We start from the raw sequence: 23,788 nt of genomic DNA on the forward strand, positions 1-23,788 counted from the left end.
GGTGTAATAGTTTTATCATGTAAATGTAATATTTTTAAAACACAATTTCAAGATAAATTCTATTTAAAACAGCCTTTCATGAAAATCTTCAACTTTGCTCACTTCTTCAATTTTAATCCCGAATTTTTTCTTTGGAAGTTTATTTAAATTTGAGATAAAAATCTTTTCGTAACCCAGTTTTTCTGCTTCCGTAATTCTCTGTTCGGCCTGAGCAATCGGACGGATTTCTCCGCTAAGACCAATCTCTCCCGCGAAACAGTAATGTTCTGAAATGGCAATATCTTCATTGGATGAAAGAATGGAAGCGACAACCGCTAAATCCAAAGCCGGATCGTCTGTTTTTATTCCGCCGGTTATGTTCAGGAAAACGTCTTTTGCACCCAACTGAAAGCCTGCTCTTTTTTCCAGAACCGCCAGAAGCATATTCAGTCTTTTAGAATCAAAACCTGTACAGCTTCTTTGCGGAGTTCCGTAAACAGCCGTACTTACCAGCGCCTGAATTTCCAGAAGCATCGGTCGGTTTCCCTCCAAAGTTACGGCCACTGAATTTCCGGAAAGTTCTTCAGATTTTTTGGTAATTAAGATTTCAGAAGGATTTTTAATCTCTTTTAAACCTTGTGAAACCATTTCATAAATACCAATTTCTGCCGTCGATCCAAAACGGTTTTTGTTGGCTCTCAACAATCTGAAAAGATGATTTCTGTCGCCATCGAAATTTAAGACTACGTCAACCATGTGCTCCAGAACTTTAGGTCCGGCAATCTGCCCGTCTTTTGTGATGTGACCCACTAAAAATACAGGAACATTGTTTTCTTTGGCATATTTTATAATTTCATTGGAGCATTCTCTGATTTGTGAAACGGTTCCCGGCGAACTTTCAATCAGCTGAGACTGTAATGTCTGAATGGAATCAATAATCACAAAATCGGGTTCCAGTTTTTTGGCTTCATGAAGAATTTTCTCCAATGAAGTTTCGGTGTACAGAAAGCAGTTCGGGTTTTTGATTTCAGCCAAACGGTCGGCTCTCATCTTGATCTGGGACGCACTCTCTTCACCTGAAACGTAGAAAATTTTCTTTTTCATCTTCAAGGCAAGTTGTAAGAGAAGAGTAGACTTGCCTATACCGGGTTCGCCACCGATCAAAGTGACTGAGCCTAAAACAATTCCTCCTCCCAAAACGCGGTTAAGCTCATCAGATGGTGTTTTTATCCTCGGTTCTTCCACGGCTTCAACTTCGATGATGTTGATGACGTGTTGCTTTGATTTCGAAAACGGTGGAGTTTTAGATGAGGTTTTTTCTACAATTTCTTCTACCAGAGTGTTCCATTCAAGACAGTTTTTACATTGACCTGTCCACTGTGGATATTGTGAGCCGCAGTTCTGACAGAAATATGCTGTTTTAAGTTTTGCCATACTGCGAAGTTGAAGATTTTTTTTGAAATTTTCTTAATTTTAGGAGATGAAAAATGTTTTGCTTAAAAGTGCCCAGGTTTTTGTCTCGATGTCCTTTTGGCAGGAGTGACGATTCTCAGGTCAGCTTACTTATCTATTTAAATTCTGTCATTGTATTGATTATGATTTATTTCGGAAACCGATTAATTTCATCTAAGAGAAAATCTTAACATAGGTCAATGATTCGTACTGAAACTTAATAGTACATTTGTCGGTATAAATTTTTAAAAATGAAAAAAATACTGTTAAGTTTTGCTTTTGCTTTGGTCAGCATGTTCACTTTTGCTCAGACAGGATGGACCGTAGATCCGATGCATTCATCTGTGAATTTTAATATCAAACACATGGGAATCAGTTTTGTACAGGGCCGGTTTGATAAGTTTGACGGAAAAGTGACAACTGAAGGAAACAATTTGGATAATGCTCAGTTTAGCTTCACAGTGCATACAGCATCTGTGAATACCGGAGTAGAGCCGAGAGACAAGCATTTAAGAACTGCAGATTTTTTTGATGCAGACAAATTTCCGGAAATGACTTTTGAAAGTGCTTCGGTTACAAAAGGAAAAGATAATTCCTACACACTGAGAGGTAAATTAACTATCAAAGATGTTTCAAAAGAAGTGAGTATTCCTGTAACTTTTGGAGGAATTACAAAAAATCAGCAGGGAAAAGAAGTTGCAGGTATTCAGGCAAAATTTAAAGTAAACCGTTTGGATTACAACATTAAATATGATCCTACCGGAGCCGGTGTTGCAAAAGAAGTTGAAGTAAATGCATACTTCGAATTAGTAAAAAAATAATAGTTTTCATATTATATAATTTGGTTTGGGTAAAGGTTTTCAATAGCAGTATTGGAAACCTTTTTTGTTTCATTTCGTATTTTAAAGTGTAACAAAATTGCTTTGCTTTTCTTTTTGTCCTAACTTTGCACAAACCTAATCTAATGAGTAAAAAGAATACAAAGTACATCTTTGTGACAGGAGGTGTAACTTCATCTTTGGGAAAGGGAATCGTTTCAGCTTCTCTTGGTCTACTGCTAAAATCACGCGGCTTCAATGTAACAATTCAAAAGCTTGATCCTTATATTAATATCGATCCAGGTACTTTGAATCCTTATGAGCACGGAGAATGTTACGTGACCGAAGATGGTGCAGAGACGGATCTGGATTTAGGTCACTACGAGCGTTATCTTGACTCGCCGACTTCTCAGAACAACAACGTTACCACAGGGAAAATTTACCAGACTGTAATTGAAAAAGAAAGAAAAGGAGACTTCCTTGGGAAAACAGTTCAGGTAATTCCTCATATCACGAACGAAATCAAACGCAGAATTAAAATTCTTTCCAAGCAGAACTACGATATCATCATTACTGAAATCGGCGGAACTGTTGGAGATATAGAGTCTTTGCCTTACATTGAAACTGTACGCCAGCTGAAATGGGAATTAGGTGAGAAAAATTCTATGGTGATTCACCTGACTTTGCTGCCTTATCTGGCTTCAAGCGGAGAATTGAAAACAAAACCTTCTCAGCACTCTGTCCGTCAGCTGATGGAAAGCGGAATTATGGCTGACGTATTGGTTTGCCGTACCGAGCATAAAATCCCTAAAGATCAGAGAGCAAAACTGGCTCAGTTCTGTAACGTACCTTTGGATAATGTGATCGAATGTAAAGATTTGGAAACGATTTACGAAGTTCCGATGTACCTTCAGAAACAGAACTTTGACGATGTAGTTCTTAAAGAATTAGATTTAAAAAGCGATAAAGAAGCAGATTTAAAAGACTGGAAAACGTTCCTTAAAAAATTCCAGAATCCTAAGAAAACTGTTGAGATTGCCTTGGTTGGAAAATATATTTCACTTCAGGATTCTTATATTTCAATTGCAGAAGCTTTCAAGCATGCAGGTGCTGATCTTGAAACAGAAGTGAAAATAAGATGGGTTTACAGTGGTGATTTGACGAAAGAAAACATCAAAGACAGTTTAGATGGTGTATGCGGAATCCTTGTTGCACCTGGATTTGGTGACAGAGGTATTGAAGGTAAAATTCTTACCGCTCAGTATGCAAGAGAAAACAAAGTTCCGATGTTGGGAATTTGTCTCGGAATGCAGATTATGACTGTTGAGTTTGCAAGAAATGTTTTAGGTTATACAAAAGCCAATTCAATGGAATTTGATACTTCTACAGAACATCCTGTAATTTCTTTGATGGAAGAACAGAAAAATGTTGTAGACAAAGGAGGTACAATGCGTCTTGGAGCATGGAAATGTTCATTGAAGAACGGTTCAAAATTAAATGAAATCTACGGAAGCAAACATATTTCTGAGAGACACCGCCACAGATATGAATTCAACAGTGATTATATCGCAGAATTTGAAGATAACGGTTTTGCAGCAACGGGCACAAACCCTGAAACAGGTCTGGTAGAAGCACTGGAAATGACTGATCACCCATTCTATGTTGGGGTACAGTATCACCCGGAATACAAGAGTACGGTGGCAAGTCCGCATCCTTTATTCAGAGCATTCATTAAAGCATGTGCTGCAAAATAAAGTAATTCTGAAATTACAGACGTCATAGATAAACTCAGACTGATTATTCTCAGCCTGAGTTTATTATATAGTAACATATTATAGTATAGAGTTTTGATAAAAAAAGAGTATTTTTGTCGACTCTAAAAAGGGGCATATTTGCTTCTTCATTAAATTTAAAAATTTTAATCAATATAAAATGCAACAGAACAAAGGACTCGATAAAAGTCAGATGATTAGTTTTTCTGTTTTATGTTTAATTCTTTTCGGTTTTATGTTTTATTTTCAAGACAAACAGCAGAAAGAAGAAACCGTAAAAGCTGAGCAGCAAAAAACCCAACAGGTAAAAAGCGCTGTGAAGCAGACTCAGGCAGCTCAAATTAATTCTAATGTAACTCCGGGAGCAATTCAAAGTGCAAATCTTGCCAATGATGAGCTTAAAATTGAATTCTCAAGTCTGGGAGGTCAGGTTTCTAAAGTGGAGCTTGCAAAATTCAAGGCTTACAACCAAAAGACTGACGTTGCAGATCTTCCGCTTTATCTGATTACAAAAAATAATTCAAACTATGGTTTTCAGTTTAAAGACAAAGCAGGGAAATTAATCAATACTAAAGATTTAGTTTTTACTCCTTCAGTTGCTGGCAATGTAGCAACGATGACCGCTAATCTAAACGGAGCCATTGTTCAGTTTGTTTATACGCTGTTGCCTAAATATACAGTAGATTTTAAAGTTAGAACTCAGGGTTTATCTAAAATTTCTTCTGAGAACAAAGCAGATTTTATCTGGGACTACAATGTAAGAAATCTTGAAAAGGGTAGAGCACAGGAGCAGTCTCATTCAGAGTTTTCATACGCGTTTAATAATTACAAGGATTATGACTATGACGGGAGAACAGATATGTCTGAAGATGAAGAAACCCTTAACTGGATTGGTGTAAAGCAGCAGTTTTTCTCTTCCGTAATTGAATCTAAAACAGGTTTCACCAACAGCAAAGGAAATCAGGAAACCATCGACGAAGGAGAATATCTTAAAAAACTGAATTTTGAAGGTTTTGTAGCAATGAATGGTGGTGAATTGAATCAGGATTTTACTTGGTATTTTATGCCGTTGGATTTACCATTGTTAAAGTCTTACGACAAAAATTTTGATGAGATTTTACCTTTAGGATGGTCATTTATCGGAGCGATGAACCGTTATTTCTTCATGCCGATGTACAATTTCATCGCAGAGTGGGGATTGTCTGCTGGTTGGGTAATTTTCCTGATGACGATTATCGTAAAGCTGATCCTTTCTCCAATCATGTACAAGCAGCACAAGCTGAGTGCAATGATGAGAGTGATCCGTCCGGAAATCGACGAAGCAACTGCCAAACTGAAAGATGCGGACCCAATGAAAAAGCAGCAGGCAACAATGGAAATCTACAGAAAAGCCGGTGTAAACCAAATGGCGGGATGTCTTCCGGCGTTGGTTCAGATTCCGATTTTCTACGCGTTATTCCGTTTCTTCCCCAACTTTATTGATTTGAGAGGAAAAGGTTTCTGGTTTGCAAAAGACTTAACAGCTTACGACGATTTGATTAAATTGCCGTTCAATGTGCCATTATTAGGAGAACATATAAGTGTATTTGCTATCGCGTGTACAGTTGTGATCTTGATTTATACTGTAATGACTTCAGGTAACATGCAGCAGCCACAGCAGGAAGGTATGCCGAATATGAAAGTATTGATGTACATCTTCCCAATTACATTCCTGTTCTTCCTTAACACATCTGCTTCAGGTTTATCATGGTACTATTTCGTATCCAATGCAATTAACATTTTAATTATTTTGGTGATTAAATACCTGATTTTAGATGAAAAGAAAATTCATGCACAGATTCAGGCTAACAAGGAAAAGCCGAAAACCGAAAGCAAGTTTCAGAAAAGAATGAGGGAAATGATGGAGAAGGCTCAGGAGCAGCAAAAAGCTCAGGGTCAGCAGAAATCAAACAGAAAATAACAGTAATCTGGTACTGTAAAATATAAAGGGAAGCATAGTAAATGCTTCCCTTTTTTATTTAGATCAGTTTCAAATAATATTTTTTGGCTTAATAATTTGTTAATATTAAGTTCATATTAAATTCAGTCATACTTCAACCTGAAAGACTGTCTGTGATGTATCGTGGGGCCATGCTGTACAAGTGCCTGCTGATGGTGTTTTGTAGCATATCCAAAGTTGGTATTCCAGCCGTATTCCGGAAATTCATGATGTAGTTCCATCATCAGTCGGTCCCGGTAATTTTTTGCTAAAACAGATGCGGCAGCAATCGCCAGTATTTTTGAATCTCCTTTTACAATACATTCGTGCGGAATAAAGTTGTAGGGATGAAATCTATTGCCATCCACCAAAATAAACTCAGGTCTGATTGTTAATTTATCTAAAGCCCCATGCATGGCATGAATGCTGGAATTTAGAATGTTATATTCATCTATATGCGATGGAGGAAGTTCATGAATAGCGTAGCATTTTACATGATCCTTTATATAAGAATCAAGTTCAAGCCTTGTTTTAAAATTCAGCTTTTTAGAATCATCAATTAAATTCTGCTCGAAAGTATCATCAATGATCACTGCTGCAGCTACTACCGGTCCGCACAGGCAACCTCTTCCGACTTCATCGCAACCGGCTTCTACATATTGAGAATACTTTTTAATCAATTGATTCATTAACACAACTTTATTGTATGTGCAAATATATAATCAATTTCTTTATTATTAAAATCATAAAAATGATAACACTTTGACAGTATATTTGTAAAAAATTTGTAATTATTATAATATCTGCACGTTGTGTTAAATATTTTTAACAAAACATTTGTTTAATTTAAGAAAGTTTCACATATTTGCATTTAGTAAAAAATAATCAATTTAAATATGAAGAAATTAACAGCAAGTGTACTACTGGTAGTTTTATCATCTTCTTTAGCTTTAGTTAACGCTCAGCAAGGGACTAATGATACAATTCCAAAAGTAACAGAAATTGGTGAAGTAGTAATGACTGGAGCTATGAACAGAAAGATGAAACTTGATGCTCAGACCTCAACAGCTACAGTTGTTGGTAAAGACAAGCTAGTTCAGGCAGCAGCACCGAATGCGATTGCAGCATTAGCAAGTAAAGTTCCAGGTCTTACAATCAATAAAACAAATAGTGGAGTTGATGGAACGTATGATATTAAAATCAGAGGTAGTAGAACATTAACGGGAGGTACTTCACCATTAGTTGTTATTGACGGTGTTATATCAACACAGACCATACTTCAGTCATTACCTGCTGATATGATTGAATCAGTAACAACATTATTAGGTTTACAAGGAGCAGCGCTTTATGGATCTCAAGGTGTGAATGGGGCTATTATTGTAACAACTAAAAAAGGTAGTGGTTCCAGAAAAGCAAGGGTGAATTTCAACAGTAACGTTGAATTTGATAATGTATTATTTACCCCACATATTCAGAAACAATATGGACAAGGATGGTTCGGGGATAGAATTCACGTTGAGAACGGAGCTTGGGGGCCGGCTTTTTCGGATCCTGCATACGCTGGTCAGACGGTAGCTATTGGAGTACCTTTCTATGATGTTAATGGTGATGGAATTATATCTGTTAATCCTGATGGCGATGTGCCTGCACAGGATGCAGCAGCTTCTGTTTTTGCACCTTACTCTCCAAGAAAAAATAATGTAAAAGAGTTTTTCCAAACCGGATTAAATCTTAACAATAGTTTAACAGTTACAGGTGGTAATTCAGATGCTTACGCAGGTTTGTCAATCAACCGTCAAGACAGAGAATTTATTGTTGCGGATGACAAATTAAAGAAAACATCGGTTGCTGTGAACGGAGGGTTTAAAATGGGTAAACTATCTTTTGATGGATCAGTTACGTATATTAACCGCTCTGTTTCTACAACGTCTTCAGATCTTTACGGTGATGTACTTCAGACATCGAGTGAGATTCCTATTACTGAATTTGAAAACAGTCCTCAGGTATATGGATGGAGCAAATATTATAAGAATCCATACTGGACAATAAAAAATGTGAGAAACAGTTCAAAGATTGACATCATGAATGGTACGTTCTCACTTGGTTATAAATTTAACGAACATATTTCCATTGTAAATAATGCATCTGCACAGTTAACTTCTACAGATGTGCTGAACTATAATAATGGATACGCTGCGAGTCTTGCAGTTCCTGTTATTACGCCAGCTGTTTCAGCCGTTACATCGTCATTGTCACAGTCAAATTCTGTAAACAGATACTTCTATAATGATTTAATGGCGAATATCAATTATGATCTTACAGATAATTTAGATTTTAAATTAACTGTGGGACATAACGTGCAACAGACTCAATCTAAAATCACTTCTGTAAGTGGTACAGGGCTTAGAATTCCGGGATTATACCAATATTGGAATCTTACGAACTTAACAATCCCTTATAACCTTAATAACAATAGGTTTATTGACAGAAGATATGCATTTTTTGCAAACTTAGATTTAGCTTATAAAGATTATTTATTTGTAAATGCTACAGCAAGATATGAAAATTCTTCTAAACTTCTTCATTCAGATCAAAATATTGGAAGTAATCCTGACTATTTTTACTATTCAGGTGGTGTATCTTTCATGCCGTTAAAAGCTTTCAATGTTGAGAGTAATACAATCAGCAGATTTGTTGTGAAAGCTTCTCATACGCAGGTAGGTAACGATCCTGTAAATATCTTTGCAATTGAAAACACGGTAACTTTGGCTCCAGGGTTTCCATTCGGGGCTGCGGGACAATTAAGCTTTATTGATAACAGAACTCCTACAGATACTAACATCAGACCGGAGATTGTGAGCAGTGAGGAAGTAAGTGTTGGATTAGGTTTCTTCAAAAACAGACTTACCCTTGATGCGAGCGCTTATTTGCAGACAACAAAAGATTTGATCACAAACCAAACCACATCTAGTGCTTCTGGTATAAGATTCACACCAGTTAACGTCGGTGATATCCGAAACAAAGGTATGGAAGTTACTCTTGGAGCTACTCCAATTAAATCGAGTGATTTTACATGGGATTTCAACCTTGCGTGGTCAATCAACAGAACAAAAGTATTGGAACTTGCTAACGGTCAAGACGAGGTGAACCTTTCAACTGGTGGATACGCAGGGATTTTTGCTATAAAAGGTGAAGAATTTCCTATGCTGAAAGCTACTGCATACATGAGAGATGAGCAGGGTAGAATTATCATTAATCCTGATAACGGAAATCCTTACATTACTAATAACTATGTAAATTTCGGACGTGTAACACCAAATTATACTTTGATGTTTAATACTAACTTTAAATATAAAAACTTCGGTTTATATGCTGTATTAGATTATAGAAATGGAGGTGTAATTTACTCAGGTGCAATGCAGAGTATGGCATTTAGTGGACAGCTAGAGCAATCAGCATCTTATGACAGAACTCAAGGTGGATATATCATTCCAAATTCTGTTTATCTTGATGCTGCATCTGGTCAATATGTTGCAAATACCTCAATAAAATCAGGAGGAGATTCTTACGAAGGTTTACCTGATTACTACGGAAGTGTATATTCAAGAGTAGGTGAAAACTTTATTCTTAGCGGTACTGCTTTCAGAGTAAGAGAATTGGGATTATCTTATGCGCTTAATGGTGATACTGCCAGATCAATCGGACTTACAGGTTTAAGCTTCAGTGTATATGCAAGAAATCCATTCTATAAATTTGCAAAAGAAAATAAAGGTTATGCAGATCCGGAAGCATCTTTCACTACAGGAAATATCAGTGGATTGACAAACTCAAACCAATATCCATCAACGAGAACGGTAGGTTTTACTACGACAATTAATTTTTAAATAAATCAATAATGAAAAAGATATTAATACCAATTTTAGGAATGACATTGCTGACGTTTTTCAACTCTTGCAGCGATGAGTTCTTAGATGTTAATGAAAATGTCAATCAGCAGTATGCTGATCAGACTTCACCAAAAGATAGATTGGCTGCTGCAGAGCATGAGGTTTACAGAACATATTCTACTACAATGAACCGTTTTGGAAATCTTATGATGAACGCTTGGGGAGGTAATGTTTATTTCTACGCTTCTCCTTACGGTGACGAGTTCAAAATGAGAGCTGATACTCAGTTCTATGATGAAATCTGGGATAACTTATATTTGGGTGTAGCAAATTATCAGTCTATTATTGATAATCCGAGAGCTGCGAGTTTCCCACATCATGTAGCGATTGCAAAGATTATGAAAGCATATTACATGCAAATGATTGTGGATCTTTATAATGATGTTCCGTACAGCCAAGCATTTAAAGGACAGGTCTTAAAAAATCCTAAGTATGATAAAGGTAAGGATGTTTATAAAGGTTTACTGGCCGAATTAGATCAAGCAAAGGTTTTAATTGCGCAAACTCCTCAAAATTCAACTTTTGCTTTGGCTGCTGCTGAAGATCCAATCTTTAAGGCTACATCAGCTGATATGAGTAATTGGACAAAAATGGCAAATACAGTGAGACTTAAGATGTTAGTAAGACTTTCTAAGATTACAGATCCTGAGGTTATTTCTTGGAGAAATGCAGAATTACAGGCGATGTCTTCATTGACTTCAAATGCTGCTAATTTTATTACTGCTGACGTAAGAATTGATCCTGGATATAATACTGGTGCTGCTTCACAAAGAAATCCATTCTATCAGGCTTACGGTAGAGTTGATATTGATGTTAATGATTTAAATCCTACCTGGAGACAAACATTCGCTTCAGATCACATTATTAAAACATTAACCGGTCAAACACCTCTTACTGCCGGCGTTATTGACGGTAGAATTCAGAGATTGTTTATTGGTCAAGCTCTTAGTGCACCTTCCCAAGCTATAGGGTCATACAAAGGTCAGGTACAGGGAGCGCTTCAGGAAGCTGGTGCAGAAGAAGGTGATTTCGCAATGTTAGGTTTATTTATGTTGTACAACAGCTCGTCAGCTACTACTCCTGGTTATGTATTAACTTTATCTGAAGTTAGATTCTTACAGGCTGAAGCTGCTCTTGTATATCCTACTACAATGTTGTTTAATGCTCAGACTTCATTTAATGACGGGATTACTCAGTCTTTCACAACATTTGGCAGTGCTGCTGGTCCTGCTTATCTTGCTGCAATTGCTGCTAAGCCAGGAATGGGTTGGGCTGCAACTACCAATAAGATAGAAGCTATTCAATATCAAAAATGGATTGCACTAACACATATTAATCCAACAGAAACTTTTATTAGTTACAACAAAACAGGATTCCCGCAATTGCCAATGCCATTGGGAGCTTTTTATCCAAGAAGACCGAACAGGCTGATGTATGCTCAATCTGAGTATATTTCTAATACAGCGAATGTTCCAAATCCTAGTATTGATGATATGTATTCAGTTAATCAGTACTCTCCATTCTGGATGAAGTAATTTATAAATTTAAATTATTATACTATAAACCGCCTTCGGGCGGTTTTTTTATTTCCGTATATTTGTATTTCAAACGATAAATAATGAATATTAAAAATATCATAGAACAAAAGCTGGCAGAGGTAATTCTTAATGTCTATCAGCTAAAAGATATAAAACTTGAAATTCAGGAGAATAAAACTGAGTTTGAAGGTGATTTTACCATCGTTACTTTTCCTCTAGTGAAGCAACTGAAGAAAAGTCCGGAAGGTATTGGCGTTGAATTGGGTCAGGCATTAACCGAGCAGACTGAATTGCTGGAAAGCTTCAATGTGGTGAAGGGATTTTTAAATGTAAAAGTTAAAAATCAGTTTTTTATTGATCAGTTTAAGACCGTTTCAGACCAATTTTCGAATATTGAAAAGAAAAATGAAACTGTAATGGTTGAATATTCTTCACCGAATACCAACAAGCCGCTTCACTTAGGGCATATCAGAAATAATCTGTTAGGTTTTTCTGTAGCTCAGATTCTTGAGGAAGCCGGTTACGATGTGATTAAAAGCCAGATTATCAACGACAGAGGAATTCATATCTGCAAGTCGATGTTGGCTTGGGAGAAATTTGGTAAAGGCGAAACTCCGGAAACTGATCATGTGAAAGGAGATAAGTTTGTAGGAAACTATTATGTGAAATTTGATCAGGAATATAAAAAAGAGATTGCAGCTTTAGTTGAGCAGGGAGTTTCCGAAGATCAGGCTAAAAAAGATGCTCCTTTAATGAAAGAAGCTCAACGAATGCTTCTCGATTGGGAAAATGGAGACGAAAAAGTAAGAAATCTCTGGACCGAAATGAACTCGTGGGTTTATAAAGGTTTCGGTGAAACGTATAAAAGACTTGGGGTAGATTTTGATCAGGTTCAGTACGAAAGCAATACTTATATTTTAGGAAAAGATCTTATTCAGGAAGGCTTGGATAAAGGTGTTCTGTATCAGAAAGAAGATGGTTCGGTATGGTGTGATCTGACGGATGAAGGTTTAGATCAGAAATTGTTGCTTCGTTCAGACGGAACTTCTGTGTACATGACTCAGGATTTGGGGACGGCTGTAGAACGTTTTAAAGAAAATAATCTTCAGAAATTAATTTATACGGTAGGAAACGAGCAGGATTATCATTTCCAGGTTTTATTTAAAGTTTTAAAAAAGCTTGGATACGAATGGGCAGATCAGTTGTACCACTTATCGTATGGAATGGTCGAGCTACCGAACGGGAAAATGAAATCGCGTGAAGGAACTGTAGTTGACGCAGATGAATTGATGCAGGACATGTTTGATATTGCTAAATCTAAATCTGAAGAGTTAGGGAAACTTGAAAATTTTACAGAAGAGGAAAAGAATATCAATTACGAAAATATCGGGATGGGAGCACTGAAGTATTTCATGCTGAAGGTTGACCCAAAGAAAAAAATGCTTTTCAATCCTGAAGAAAGTATAGATTTTAACGGAAATACAGGGCCATTCATCTTATACACTTATGCCCGTATTCATTCACTGTTGATTAAAGCGAACTACATGAACAAGACAGTTACTGATGTAGAATTAAATCAGCATGAAAAAGAATTAATTATGCAGTTGGCAAACTATAAACCTGTTGTTGAAAGAGCAGCTGAATCATTAAGTCCGGCTTTGATTGCGAATTATCTTTACGATTTGGTGAAAACGTACAATTCATTTTATCAGAGCAATATTATTTTAAAGCTTGAAGATGAAAATTTGAAACAGTTCCGTTTAAATTTATCCAATCTCACAGCATTAACCATAAAGAAATCTCTGTCACTTCTAGGAATAGAAACCGTTAACAGAATGTAAACAAAAGCCTCTCAGGATTTCTGAGAGGCTTTTTTATGATTAAACAGCTGGAGTTTCATTTTTGACTTGGCTGTCTTTATATAATTTTGCGCTGCTCCATTTGGCGTGTTTTGATGGAGCTATTCTGTAACCTTTTTTGTATGTATACACTTTTGTAAATTCAGCGCCGAAGAAAATCATAAGACAGGAATAATTGATCCAAAGCATTACCAAAATGACGGTTCCAGCGGTACCAAATGCTGAAGTTGGTTTAAATTCGCTGAAGTATAGACTCAGTAAGAATTTCCCTAAAGTAAACAATACAGAAGTCAACATAGCTCCTTTCCAAACTGATTTCCAGCTGATTTCTACGTCAGGTAACACTTTATACATCAATGCAAACAACAATGTCGTCACTCCAAAGCCTACTGTGAAGTTGATAATTTCGATAATATAGTACGTTTCCAAACCAATTGTTCTGGCAATAAAATCATTTAAGATACTGATTACTAAAGTTAGAACCATAGTTATAACAAGCAAAAACCCTAAAATAAGAATCATTCCTAAAGAGTTCGCTCTGTCCAATAAAAATTTTACCAAGGCCTTTTTAGGCGCAGCTTCCACATCCCAAAGATTATTTAATGATCTCTGTAACTGAAAAAATAATGTTGTTGCACCAAAAACCAACGATCCGATACCAACAATTTTCATAATAATATTTTCTTTATCGATAAGCGCTCCGGCAATCATTTCTTCCACGCTTTTTGCTGCGTCAGCACCCATCATTCCACTGATTTGAGTACTTATCTGCCCACGAATTGCATCTTCACCAAAGAAATATCCTGCAAGCCAAATGATAATAATCAACAATCCAGGAATTGAAAAAATAGCATAATAAGCCAAACTCGCTGAATCATTGGAAGCAGATGAACTATTGTACTCAGTAAATGTTTCTTTGACGGTTTCCCAGAAAAATTTTAGTTCTTTTAGCATAATTTGAATGTTTAAAAGTTTGATTTGGTTTAGAATCAAAATTTTCAGAATGAAAAAAAATGATCGGTATGATTAAGGCAAAGACTATTCCTTAAAGGAAATTCTTATTTTTTTCAGTGAAAATATTTTATGTAAATACAGTTTCAGCTCAGTTCATTCTTTTTCAACTTCAAGATTGAATATTTACTAAAATCTGATAAGATGAACAAAATAATTTGGTCACTATGACTCAATTTTAAACATTATCTAAGTTGGTTTTGGCTAAAGCCTCCCAAATTCTAAATAAAAAAAACGGGCTAAAGCCCGTTCCTACTGATATTTTTAACATATTGAAGTTATATACAATCAAAAGACAATAGCCAATTGCTATCAGCCAAAAGCCACTTAGAATGGATATCCGATCGCAATATTTAAAATTAAATTGTCTCTTCTCCAGCTTCCTTCGCCAAATTTCACCCTGTCTAAAACCCATCGGTCACCTTTTTCGTAATAAGGAACTCTCAATGGCATTGCCAGGTCGAGTCTTAAAATTAATATTGAAAAGTCTAATCTCAAACCGACTCCGGCTCCAACTGCAACTTCGCTGAGAAAATCCTTTGAGAATTTTCCACCTGGTCTAATGTTTTCTCCTGCTTCATTGAATTCATCGTTGATCAACCAGATATTTCCGGCATCCACAAATGCTGCAACATTTAAAAATTTATATAAATTGGCTCTGTATTCTGCATTCATCTCCAATTTTATGTCACCTGCCTGATCAAAAACTGCTCTGGTATTATTAGCACCTCTCGGATCGAAACTTCCAGGGCCTAAAGTTCTTGCTCTGAAAGCTCTGATGCTGTTACTTCCGCCCACAAAAAACTGTTTTGAAAAAGGGATGTATTTCGAATTTCCGTAAGGAAGGGCAACTCCGGCAATAAGTCTTGTTGCCAGTGATGTTTTCTCAGTAAATTTATGGTAAAAACGGACATCGTTTTCAATTTTTGCGTACTGACTGAAAGGAACTCCAAAAATATTTTTCTGTTTTCCTTCTTTCTCATTGGCTCCCGTAATAAGACCTGTAATATTCCCAGCCAAATCAAGCATTCCTTTGTAATAGAAAGTGTTTCTTTGCGGAAGCATCGTGGTAGAATAAGTGTAGGAGTATGTTGGTCCGAAAATAAGTTGTTGATCGGTAATTCTTTGAAGATACGGATTGTTCGCTTTAAGTGCCAAAAATTTCGGTGTTTCATTTGCAGGGTCGATGTATGAAATATCAATCACATTAAGTTCGTGCTCTTTTCTTACATTTTCTTTCCACTGATATCCAAACGTTGCATTGAATGTGTTCAAAGTGTATAAAGTCGTTCGGTTTTGAAACTCATATCCCAGTTTAATATTGGTTCTCGGGACAAAGGCACTCGAAGAATTAAATCTAAATGGTGCCACAATTCTCGGAATTGAAAGCTGTGCGTTAGCTCCCGCTCTGAAAATGTTTTCGGCTTCTGCAGGTCCGCCGATCTGAACATCAAAAGCACCATAAACAGAAGCTTTAAACTGTTCTGCTCCACGGAAGAAATTTCTCTGAGTCCAGTTTAAATTCAGTTCGCTACCTGCATAATTGGCAGAGTTGGTTCTTCCCAGAGCTTCAAGACGTAAAGACTGAAGTTCTCTCGGTGTTAAAACATAATATGCATCGAACTTATGATTTAAAGAATCTGAAACCACAAATTCATTTTTCACAAATTTAAAAACACCCAAACTGATCAGTCGGTTGAGCGATAAATTGTGATCTTTTCTGTTGTAAATATCACCCTTGTCAAAATACAGGGCACGGTCAAACATTCTCGGTTTGAATTTCTTTTTAGGGTCTACGACATAAATATCATTGTACTCGTATCCTTTCAAAGAATCTTCGCTCATCGGAATATTGTACAATCCTTTTTTCGCATCTCGGAGATTATAATTCGGGAAAACCACCACTTTGTCAATAGTAAATTGCTCGGTCGCGAGTTTCGGAGTGTTGTCTTTTAACTTGACAATCATCTCTACTTTATGGTTTTTGCTGACGGTACTGTCGGCCTGAACGATAATGTTGTCAGGATTGAAGTAATAGAAACCTTTGTCTTTCAAACCGTCATCAATTCTCTGTCTTTCCGCTTTTATAACATCAAGGTCAAAAGGATTTCCGGCTTTCAGCAATGTTTTCTCCTTTAAAATCTGAATCTCGCGATTGATCAGACTTGAGTCGGCAGGGAATTTAACATTGCTGATTAAATATCTTCCACCGGGATTCAACGTGTAAATAACCTGAGCTTTCTTATTTTTTGAAACAGTATCGTACTTTGCTTTAGCATTAAAGTAGCCCTTGTTCTCGGAATAATTAACGATAATGTCTTTATTAAATTCACGGTCAACATCACCCAATAACACCGGTTCCTCTCCGAATTTATATTTAAGCCAGTATCTCAAACCTTTTTCTTTCTTCGGTTCTTTTGTAGCATTGTAAGCGTAAAGTTTTGGTCTTAAACCTAAAAAAGAGGAGTTCGGTTTTGGAGTAAGATTTTCTTCTAAAGCAGATTCCAGCGCAGATTTTTCCTTCTTGGTCAGCGAATCACTTTCTATCTTTACTTCTGCTCCTGTGTAAAGAAGCTGGCCGTCTTTTAGAAATTTGGTGTTGCTGCAGGAAACTATTGTCGCAGTCATTCCTGAAACCAAAAAATATTTACAGTATATATTGAGTTTGTTTTTCATGTTTTAATACTTGTCTTTTCACAGGTCAATTTTTAAAAATTCTGTTTTGGATAAAATGTTTTTAAACGTTTTTCCAAGCTTAACAGTAAAAAATTATTTGAATTCTACGACCTCTTTGTCTTTATTTCTTTTATTCTGAACGCCTTCCCGGTTACGGTTGTTTCTCGATTTTCTGAAAATGTCTCTGAATTTATCATAGTCTAACGTTATCACAAAACCAAGTCCCGTTTCCACGATTTGCCCCTGAAGCGCTACCTGATATTCGTTTTTACGGTATGCTCGCAGCGTATATCTTCCGTCTCTTGAAAGGGCGTAATCTATCTGTACATCTCCGGCGATATTCGTTGTGTTTTCATCCGGTCTTGCTTCACCTTCCACACCAAAATTACTTCCCACAGAAACTTTCAGTCGGTCGTTCAGTAATCTTTTGCTCAAACCAACATTCAGATCGGTTCTGGTATTCTGTGTACCAGTGGAGTAGTCTTCAGTTGATTCCAGATCAAAATTCAGGTCAACTCCTTTGATTAAATCTCCGGCTAAATTATTCAGCTGCTGAGAAAGAATTTTACTCACACTCTGTCTTGCCATCGTCTCTGCAGAAACCCCTGAGTTGCTTTCGAAAGGATTCTCACCGATAAATCTGTTCAGTAGAAGCAAAGCAAAAACCTGCTTATTCATCTCATTCGGATCCTGTCTCAATTGCGCCAGTTTTCCATCGATCGTTTGGGTTACTTCAGAAGAAACAGCATTATTCTTTTCATCTGTTGTAATATCGAATGAAATTTCAGGTTTCAACAATTCACCTTTCAAAATCAATAAAGTATTGAAAGGAATTCTCTGTTTATACTGGTTCAGATTTGCCTGATCGACCTGTTGTTCCACCAGATCAATCGGTGCGGTCTGCGTTTTATAGATTGCCGTAATATCAAGATTGGCCGTGGTCGGTTCGCCGGTCCATGTAATTGTACTTCCCTTTTGGATGTCAAATTTTCTCTTCAAAACACTTACCGACATTTCGTAGCTTCCCTGTTCTACAGCATAAACACCGACCAAAGTTACCTTTCCTGATGGATCAATACCACCCGTCAGATCAGCTTCACCCTGAAGTTTAACAAAATCTCCGGCCGCTTTGTCAATCACAATCGACATTTTTGCTTCCTTGCTCAGTTCAATATTTACGTTAACGTCCAAGCCTTTAATCGGGCTTTCAGCTTTTACAGAATCTGCAGTAATGGTTTTGTTTAAAGCAATCTGATCCTGGTCAATAAACTCTACAATTCCGTCTCTTTCCTGCAAAGAAGGGCTTGATTGAGGAAGTACAAATGTGAAATCTGTTGTTTCTGAAACCGCCAGTCTTCCGTCAACTTTTGGTAAGTCTAGATTTCCTCTTACCTTCAATGCCGCATCAATCGCTAAGATCCCGTACATCATTGCATCGTTGGATTTCTCTGAATTTACCACTTTGAAATCTTTAGCATCCAAATCAAGATTGAAAGCAAAATCTCTGTAGGTCTGTGTAAGAACCTGTCCGTCGATATTTAATGAATTGCCGTCTTTGTCTTTAATTTTGAAGTCGTCAAACTCAATGCCCCGGTTGGTAAATCCAATTTTATCATTAATTCCCCTGAAATCACTTCCTGTCTGGGCAATCATCAATCCGACATTATTCATTTTCACATCGCCCAAAATCTTTGGTGCAGTGGTCGTTCCGGTAATTTTTAAATCTCCCGAAAGATAACCTTCAGTATTTGTAATAGCGTTTGCCGTGAAACCCTGTAATGTTTTCATCTGAAGCTGATTCATATTTAAATTCAAATCAAAACTGCTGGAAGAAGTATTGTAATTACCCAAGATTTTCACATCATTATTGTTTCCGGAAAGTGCAATATCAGCATTCAAAAGGTTTGCAGACTGGTTATTGACTTTAATATCTAAATTTCCAACCGGACTTCCGAAGACAAACAAATCTGTCACATCAATATCTGAAGTGAAGGTCATATTTTTCGTTAAATCTCTCAGCTGAGCGGTTCCGTTAATGGTTCCTTTGGCTAAAAGAGAATCTTTTTTAATGATTTCCGTAATTGTTTCGATTTTAAAATCCTTTAATGAAACATTCAGCGGACTGCTTGGAGAACTGCTTTCAGACTGTAAAGAAATTTCTGCTCCCGAATTGGAAAGGGTGAAATTATCCGCCACAATTCCCTGACTGAAAATGGAAATTTTGTTATTTTCAGCAACCGTCCAATCCATATAATTCAGTTTTAAACCGTTTGGATTTAAGGAAATTTCAGTGATGTCGTTCATCGACTTCGCATTTCCGGCAATCAGGAACTGCGTTTCATCTTTATCATCTTTCGTTGTAATGTTATAATTGATCACATTTTCAGCAACATCGCCGTTGATATTGACTTTTTTCAGAGCAAAACTTTCGCTGGCTAATGATGCCACACTCAAATCATATTGTAATGCCTGATTTTCGTTAGTAATTTTTAAGCTTGTATTTTCTAAAGTATTGGTTCCATATAAAATCTGCGGAATTTGCGCGTCCAAAAGGATTTGCTGAGAATCGGCATTGTAATTTCCGTTGATATTAATGGTCTCAAAACCTTTCAGTTCTGGAACAAATTTTCTGATCAGATCATCATTTTTAATTTTAGCATTAAAAGTAAAAAACTGTCCTGCGTCAACTTTCTGAGCAGCCGACGGTTTTTGAAACTGATAATACTGATTAATGGTCTGCGTTAATGCTCCAAAAATCTGTGTCAGTTTATATTTTCCGTTCAGTTCAACATCAGCAATCTGAGAATTGAATTTAATTTGCGTAGAATCTGCTGTAGAAACCGCCAGTAAATTCACTTCCTGAATTGGATAAACTTCCTTCGTATCGGAGATTGCAAAATCTTTTAAATTTAAATATCCATTCAGATTATCAGGATCTAAAGTTTTAAAATCACCGTCAATCGCTCCTGCAATAATCATTGGCGAGCTGTAGAATCCGAGTTTGTTTAAATCTAATTTGTTGATATTTCCATTTACTTTCACCGACGGATTGTCGTTGAAAACTCCTGAAGCCGCAAGATGTAAATTGGCATTAGGATCTTTTGAATTCAGGTCAATATCATAAACGCCACGGTTGATTTTTCCTTTCAAATTCATATTCTGATAGGTGTAGCCGTTGTAGCTCGCCGATCTCACATCGCCTGACAGAACCGCAGACATCGTTTTAGGATCAAAACCTTGTCCTTTGGCATTAATTTGCGCAGTGATGCTTCCCAAATCTTTATTCTGAATCAGTTTTCCAATCTGCAGACTTTGAAGATTGGCTTTTACATCAAAAGTTTCTCTGTTTTTTCTGCGTAAATCTGCTTTGGCGATAATTGCTGCGTTTCCTAAAGTGGAAGTCAGACGTAAATTGGTATCCACCAGTTGAGTCGTGCCCTTCGCAGTCCCACGAACCGTGAAGAAAGATGGCAGCGTAATATTATTTGGAATCGTATTCTTCGGAACTAAATTATAGATTGTTTTTGATGAAGAAGATAATTCCGCAACATTAAGATCATAATACAACTGATCCGGATTCATCGCATTTTTGATCTTCCCGGAAGCCAAAACTTTCAGCTGATCCAAACCTGAAACTTTCAGATTCTGAATCGCAAGATCATTTACAGTCCCTCTGATAAATGCGTTGACATTTAAAGTTGCATTCGGATATTTATTGAATGGCGCTGTATTTCTCAACGTCGGAACCAAATTTAAGATATCAGAAAAACCAATTTTAGAATCGCGGATATCGGTTGAAATCTGTACTGCTCCCAAATTGGAAGATAACTGCTCAATTGAGTTATAATTTAAAACAACTTCATCTCTCAAGATCGTTTTCGGAGTCTGTAAATAGAGGTTTTTCAGGTAAGCCTGTTTTTCACCGTAGACAAAATCGGTATTGAATTTCTGTACATTTAGGCCTCGCGCTTCCTGTATTTCCGCTGATTTCACAGAGCCTGCAAAACCGTTGTTTTCCATTTTAAAATTGCGGACGTCAAGATTTAATTTAGCAAAATTTAAGTGGTTGAAGTCCATTCCAGATCGGGTAGGAGCGACTGCAGTGTTGTTGTATGCCACTTTCACATCATCCAAAAGGAGTTTTCCTAAAATCACTTTCATCGCTTTTTCCTTCACGGAAACTTTAGAAACTTCAGGTTGAGTATCCTTTTTTGCATTGGCATTTTCTGTTGGCAGGAATAGATTGGCATTAATGTTCGCCTGTCTCAGATAAATATTTCCAACATTGTAATCGTTATTTTCAAGGTCGATACTGTTTACTTTTGTGCTTAATTCTTTAAACAAAACTTTAGCAAAAGTCTTTGAATTATCATCACCATAATCGATATCGAAATTGGTCAGTTTGATTCCGTTCAAGCCCAATTTCATCGGCTTTTTCTGATTCAAAGAATCTACTTTTTCTTCAACATTTTTGGCCACTTCTTCTACCAGATCCTGTTTCAGTTTTAATTTTAAACCATCAAGATTAATGTCGTTAACGGCATAATTGTTATTCTGAAGATCAAATGTTTTTACTCTTGTGTCGAATGAATTAAAATAAACCTTGATATCATTTCGGGACTGCTGATCATTAAACGTTATCCCAATATCTTTTAATTTAATTTTATCTAATGAAATAATGAAAGGTTTTGAAGGCTTCTGCTCCTGTTCTTTATCAGAAGTTGCAAACGCATCAATAATATAGTCAAAATTGAATTTTCCTTTGGGATCTCTTACAACATTAGCGCGGACGCCTTCAAGATCAACGGATGTAATATCTGCTTTAGATTTGATCAATTGCCACATATCTAAGCCAACATCAAATTTTCTTACAGCCAGAAGAGTATCAATGTTTTGTCCCTTTAAATAAAGGTTTTCAATGACCAAACTGTTGGGGAAACCGACATAGACTCTGTCTAGGCTTACTTTGGTCTTTATTTTCTTCTCGAGATAAACGATTAGTTTGTCTTTTATGTAGTTTTGAACAGCCGGTAGTCTTAAACTCAACAGAAGTATTGTGATCAGTAAAATAATCGAAATAATGAATATTCCGATACGTTTGAAGAGTTTTCGGTAGTTTAATTTTAGTTTCAAAGGCGTGGGTTTAGGAGATTTAACACTCAAAAATGTTATAGTTAATTCCTACTGCAATGATTACGCCATTTTAAATGAAAAAACCGTGAATTAACGATGGTTTAATCACAAAAATTGAGTGAAAATGAAATGTGGTACTTCAAAATTATTTTGAAGTTAGTCAAAGATTTAGTGTTGGGGACTTGGAAATTCTTTAAATACTTCCAAAAATTACTGCCCATGGATAATCCATTAACAGAAAAGCAAACACAAGGCCGTAAAATGAAGTTGTAAGAATTAATTTTAATTTTGAAGATGACTTAAAAAGAAAACTGTAACTGCACTTTCGCAAAAATCGTGTCAATAATCCTCCTTTTTTCTTAGGTTAAATAAAACAAAAACCACTCTTTGAGAAAGAGTGGTTTGTAGACCCACAGGGATTCGAACCCCGAATGACGGTACCAAAAACCGGAGTGTTACCGTTACACTATAGGTCTGTTTTATTTTGGTGATGCAAATTTAAAACTTTTTTCGTTATCTGCAAATCATTTTTTTTATTTTTTTTAAATTTACAGTAGATTTAAAACGCCGGAACTATGCTGATCAACTTCAATAATCTCGAAATTAATAAATTACACCCTCAAACAGAGTTTGAAAATAAAGTTATTTTTTTTATTAAAGAGTGGTTATCGTCTGCGGAAACTGTAAAAGTGCAGACTTCCGGTTCTACAGGTGTTCCGAAAGTTTTTGAAATTGAAAAGCAGAAGATGCTCAATTCGGCGAAAATGACCTGCGATTTTTTGAATTTAAAACAGGGTGATTCAGCTTTGATCTGCCTGCCTGTAGAGTATATTTCCGGTAAAATGATGGTGGTGAGGGCTTTTCAGAGAAAATTAAATTTGAATATTAAAAATCCTTCCATAACACCTCTGGAAGATTTAAGCGAAGAAACCGGTTTTTGCGCAATGACTCCTTTACAGGTTGAAAATTCTTTAGATAAAATTCATTTCATCAGAAATCTTATTATTGGTGGTGCTGCGGTTTCTGAAAGTTTAAAAAACAAACTCTGTCAAACTCTTAAATCCTCCAACTCCCAAACAAAAATTTACGAAACTTACGGAATGTCTGAAACGCTTTCCCACATTGCTTTGAAGGAAATTTTTCCGAAACAAAATGAGTATTTTACTGTTTTGGATGGTGTAGAAATTTCAGTGGATGACAGAAACTGTCTGAAAATATTGGCGCCGAAATTAAATTCTGAACTTTTGCAGACCAATGATCTTGTGGAAATTTTTAACGGTCATCAGTTTAAATATTTAGGAAGAATTGACAACGTAATCAATTCCGGCGGAGCAAAGATTTTCCCCGAACAATTAGAATCTTTAGTAAAAAAAGAAATTCCCAACGAAGCGGTTTTTCTTGGAATTCCGGATGATATTTTGGGACAGAAATTAGTTTTGGTAATTGAGGGTTTTCAGGATGAAGAGGTCAAATCTCAAATCTCAAATCTCAAATTTAAAAAATCTTTCCATAAGCCGAAAGAGACGATCTTTGTTAAGAAAATTCCCAGAACGCCCAACGGGAAAGTAAACCGTAAAGAATTACTAAATTTGATAAGCGGCATTTAAAACTTCCAGCATCAAACA

12 protein-coding genes and 1 tRNA gene are annotated in these 23,788 nt (G+C 36.4%); 7 read left to right on the plus strand and 6 right to left on the minus strand.

The window, feature by feature from the left end; genetic code table 11:
* Positions 1 to 63: 63 nt before the first annotated feature.
* Entirely contained in the window at positions 64 to 1,413 is a 1,350-nt protein-coding gene (gene radA / locus IC610_RS16070) for a DNA repair protein RadA (protein WP_191737756.1), read from the minus strand.
* A 269-nt stretch (positions 1,414 to 1,682) separates the two neighbouring features.
* Here radA and IC610_RS16075 point away from each other — a divergent pair, with 269 nt between their 5' ends.
* The 3 genes from IC610_RS16075 to yidC all read left to right on the plus strand — a co-directional run bounded on the left by IC610_RS16075 (position 1,683) and on the right by yidC (position 5,981).
* Complete coding sequence (locus IC610_RS16075; RefSeq protein WP_191737757.1) at positions 1,683 to 2,252, plus strand: YceI family protein; 570 nt, start codon at positions 1,683 to 1,685, stop codon at positions 2,250 to 2,252.
* Positions 2,253 to 2,395: 143 nt separating this feature from the next.
* The gene (locus IC610_RS16080; RefSeq protein ID WP_056084152.1) at positions 2,396 to 4,003 is read left to right on the plus strand and encodes a CTP synthase; all 1,608 of its coding nucleotides are present in this window, start codon (positions 2,396 to 2,398) and stop codon (positions 4,001 to 4,003) included.
* A gap of 178 nt (positions 4,004 to 4,181) precedes the next feature.
* A complete protein-coding gene (gene yidC, locus IC610_RS16085) occupies positions 4,182 to 5,981 on the plus strand; it encodes a membrane protein insertase YidC (protein ID WP_191737758.1) in 1,800 nt (599 codons plus the stop codon).
* 122 nt (positions 5,982 to 6,103) lie between these two features.
* Here the strand turns inward: yidC and IC610_RS16090 are convergent, their stop codons facing one another.
* Complete coding sequence (locus tag IC610_RS16090) at positions 6,104 to 6,688, minus strand: ribonuclease HII (RefSeq protein ID WP_191737759.1); 585 nt, start codon at positions 6,686 to 6,688, stop codon at positions 6,104 to 6,106.
* Between the two features lie 207 nt (positions 6,689 to 6,895).
* Between IC610_RS16090 and IC610_RS16095 the strand changes: the two genes are divergently transcribed.
* From IC610_RS16095 to argS, 3 genes are all read left to right on the plus strand, one after another.
* Positions 6,896 to 9,883, plus strand: coding sequence for a SusC/RagA family TonB-linked outer membrane protein (locus IC610_RS16095; RefSeq protein WP_191737760.1), 2,988 nt, complete (start codon positions 6,896 to 6,898; stop codon positions 9,881 to 9,883).
* 11 nt (positions 9,884 to 9,894) lie between these two features.
* Positions 9,895 to 11,481 (plus strand): SusD/RagB family nutrient-binding outer membrane lipoprotein, encoded by a 1,587-nt coding sequence (locus tag IC610_RS16100; RefSeq protein ID WP_191737761.1) that lies wholly within the window; start codon positions 9,895 to 9,897, stop codon positions 11,479 to 11,481.
* An 83-nt stretch (positions 11,482 to 11,564) separates the two neighbouring features.
* Positions 11,565 to 13,325, plus strand: a complete 1,761-nt coding sequence (gene argS / locus IC610_RS16105; RefSeq protein ID WP_191737762.1) for an arginine--tRNA ligase — start codon at positions 11,565 to 11,567, stop codon at positions 13,323 to 13,325.
* Positions 13,326 to 13,364: 39 nt separating this feature from the next.
* Here argS and IC610_RS16110 read toward each other — a convergent pair whose 3' ends face one another.
* The 4 genes from IC610_RS16110 to IC610_RS16125 form a co-directional block, all read right to left on the minus strand.
* Positions 13,365 to 14,297 (minus strand): YihY/virulence factor BrkB family protein, encoded by a 933-nt coding sequence (locus tag IC610_RS16110; RefSeq protein WP_191737763.1) that lies wholly within the window; start codon positions 14,295 to 14,297, stop codon positions 13,365 to 13,367.
* A gap of 384 nt (positions 14,298 to 14,681) precedes the next feature.
* Positions 14,682 to 17,030 (minus strand): translocation and assembly module lipoprotein TamL, encoded by a 2,349-nt coding sequence (gene tamL / locus IC610_RS16115; protein WP_191737764.1) that lies wholly within the window; start codon positions 17,028 to 17,030, stop codon positions 14,682 to 14,684.
* A 93-nt stretch (positions 17,031 to 17,123) separates the two neighbouring features.
* Positions 17,124 to 22,163, minus strand: a complete 5,040-nt coding sequence (locus tag IC610_RS16120; RefSeq protein ID WP_191737765.1) for a translocation/assembly module TamB domain-containing protein — start codon at positions 22,161 to 22,163, stop codon at positions 17,124 to 17,126.
* A gap of 405 nt (positions 22,164 to 22,568) precedes the next feature.
* A tRNA-Gln gene (locus IC610_RS16125) sits at positions 22,569 to 22,639 on the minus strand.
* Between the two features lie 99 nt (positions 22,640 to 22,738).
* On the opposite strand from IC610_RS16125, the gene IC610_RS16130 reads away from it, so the two are divergent.
* Complete coding sequence (locus IC610_RS16130) at positions 22,739 to 23,770, plus strand: AMP-binding protein (protein ID WP_191737766.1); 1,032 nt, start codon at positions 22,739 to 22,741, stop codon at positions 23,768 to 23,770.
* Positions 23,771 to 23,788 lie beyond the last annotated feature (18 nt).

Origin of the sequence: Chryseobacterium caseinilyticum (assembly GCF_014837145.1) — a bacterium.
Taxonomy (GTDB): Bacteria; Bacteroidota; Bacteroidia; order Flavobacteriales; family Weeksellaceae; genus Chryseobacterium; species Chryseobacterium caseinilyticum.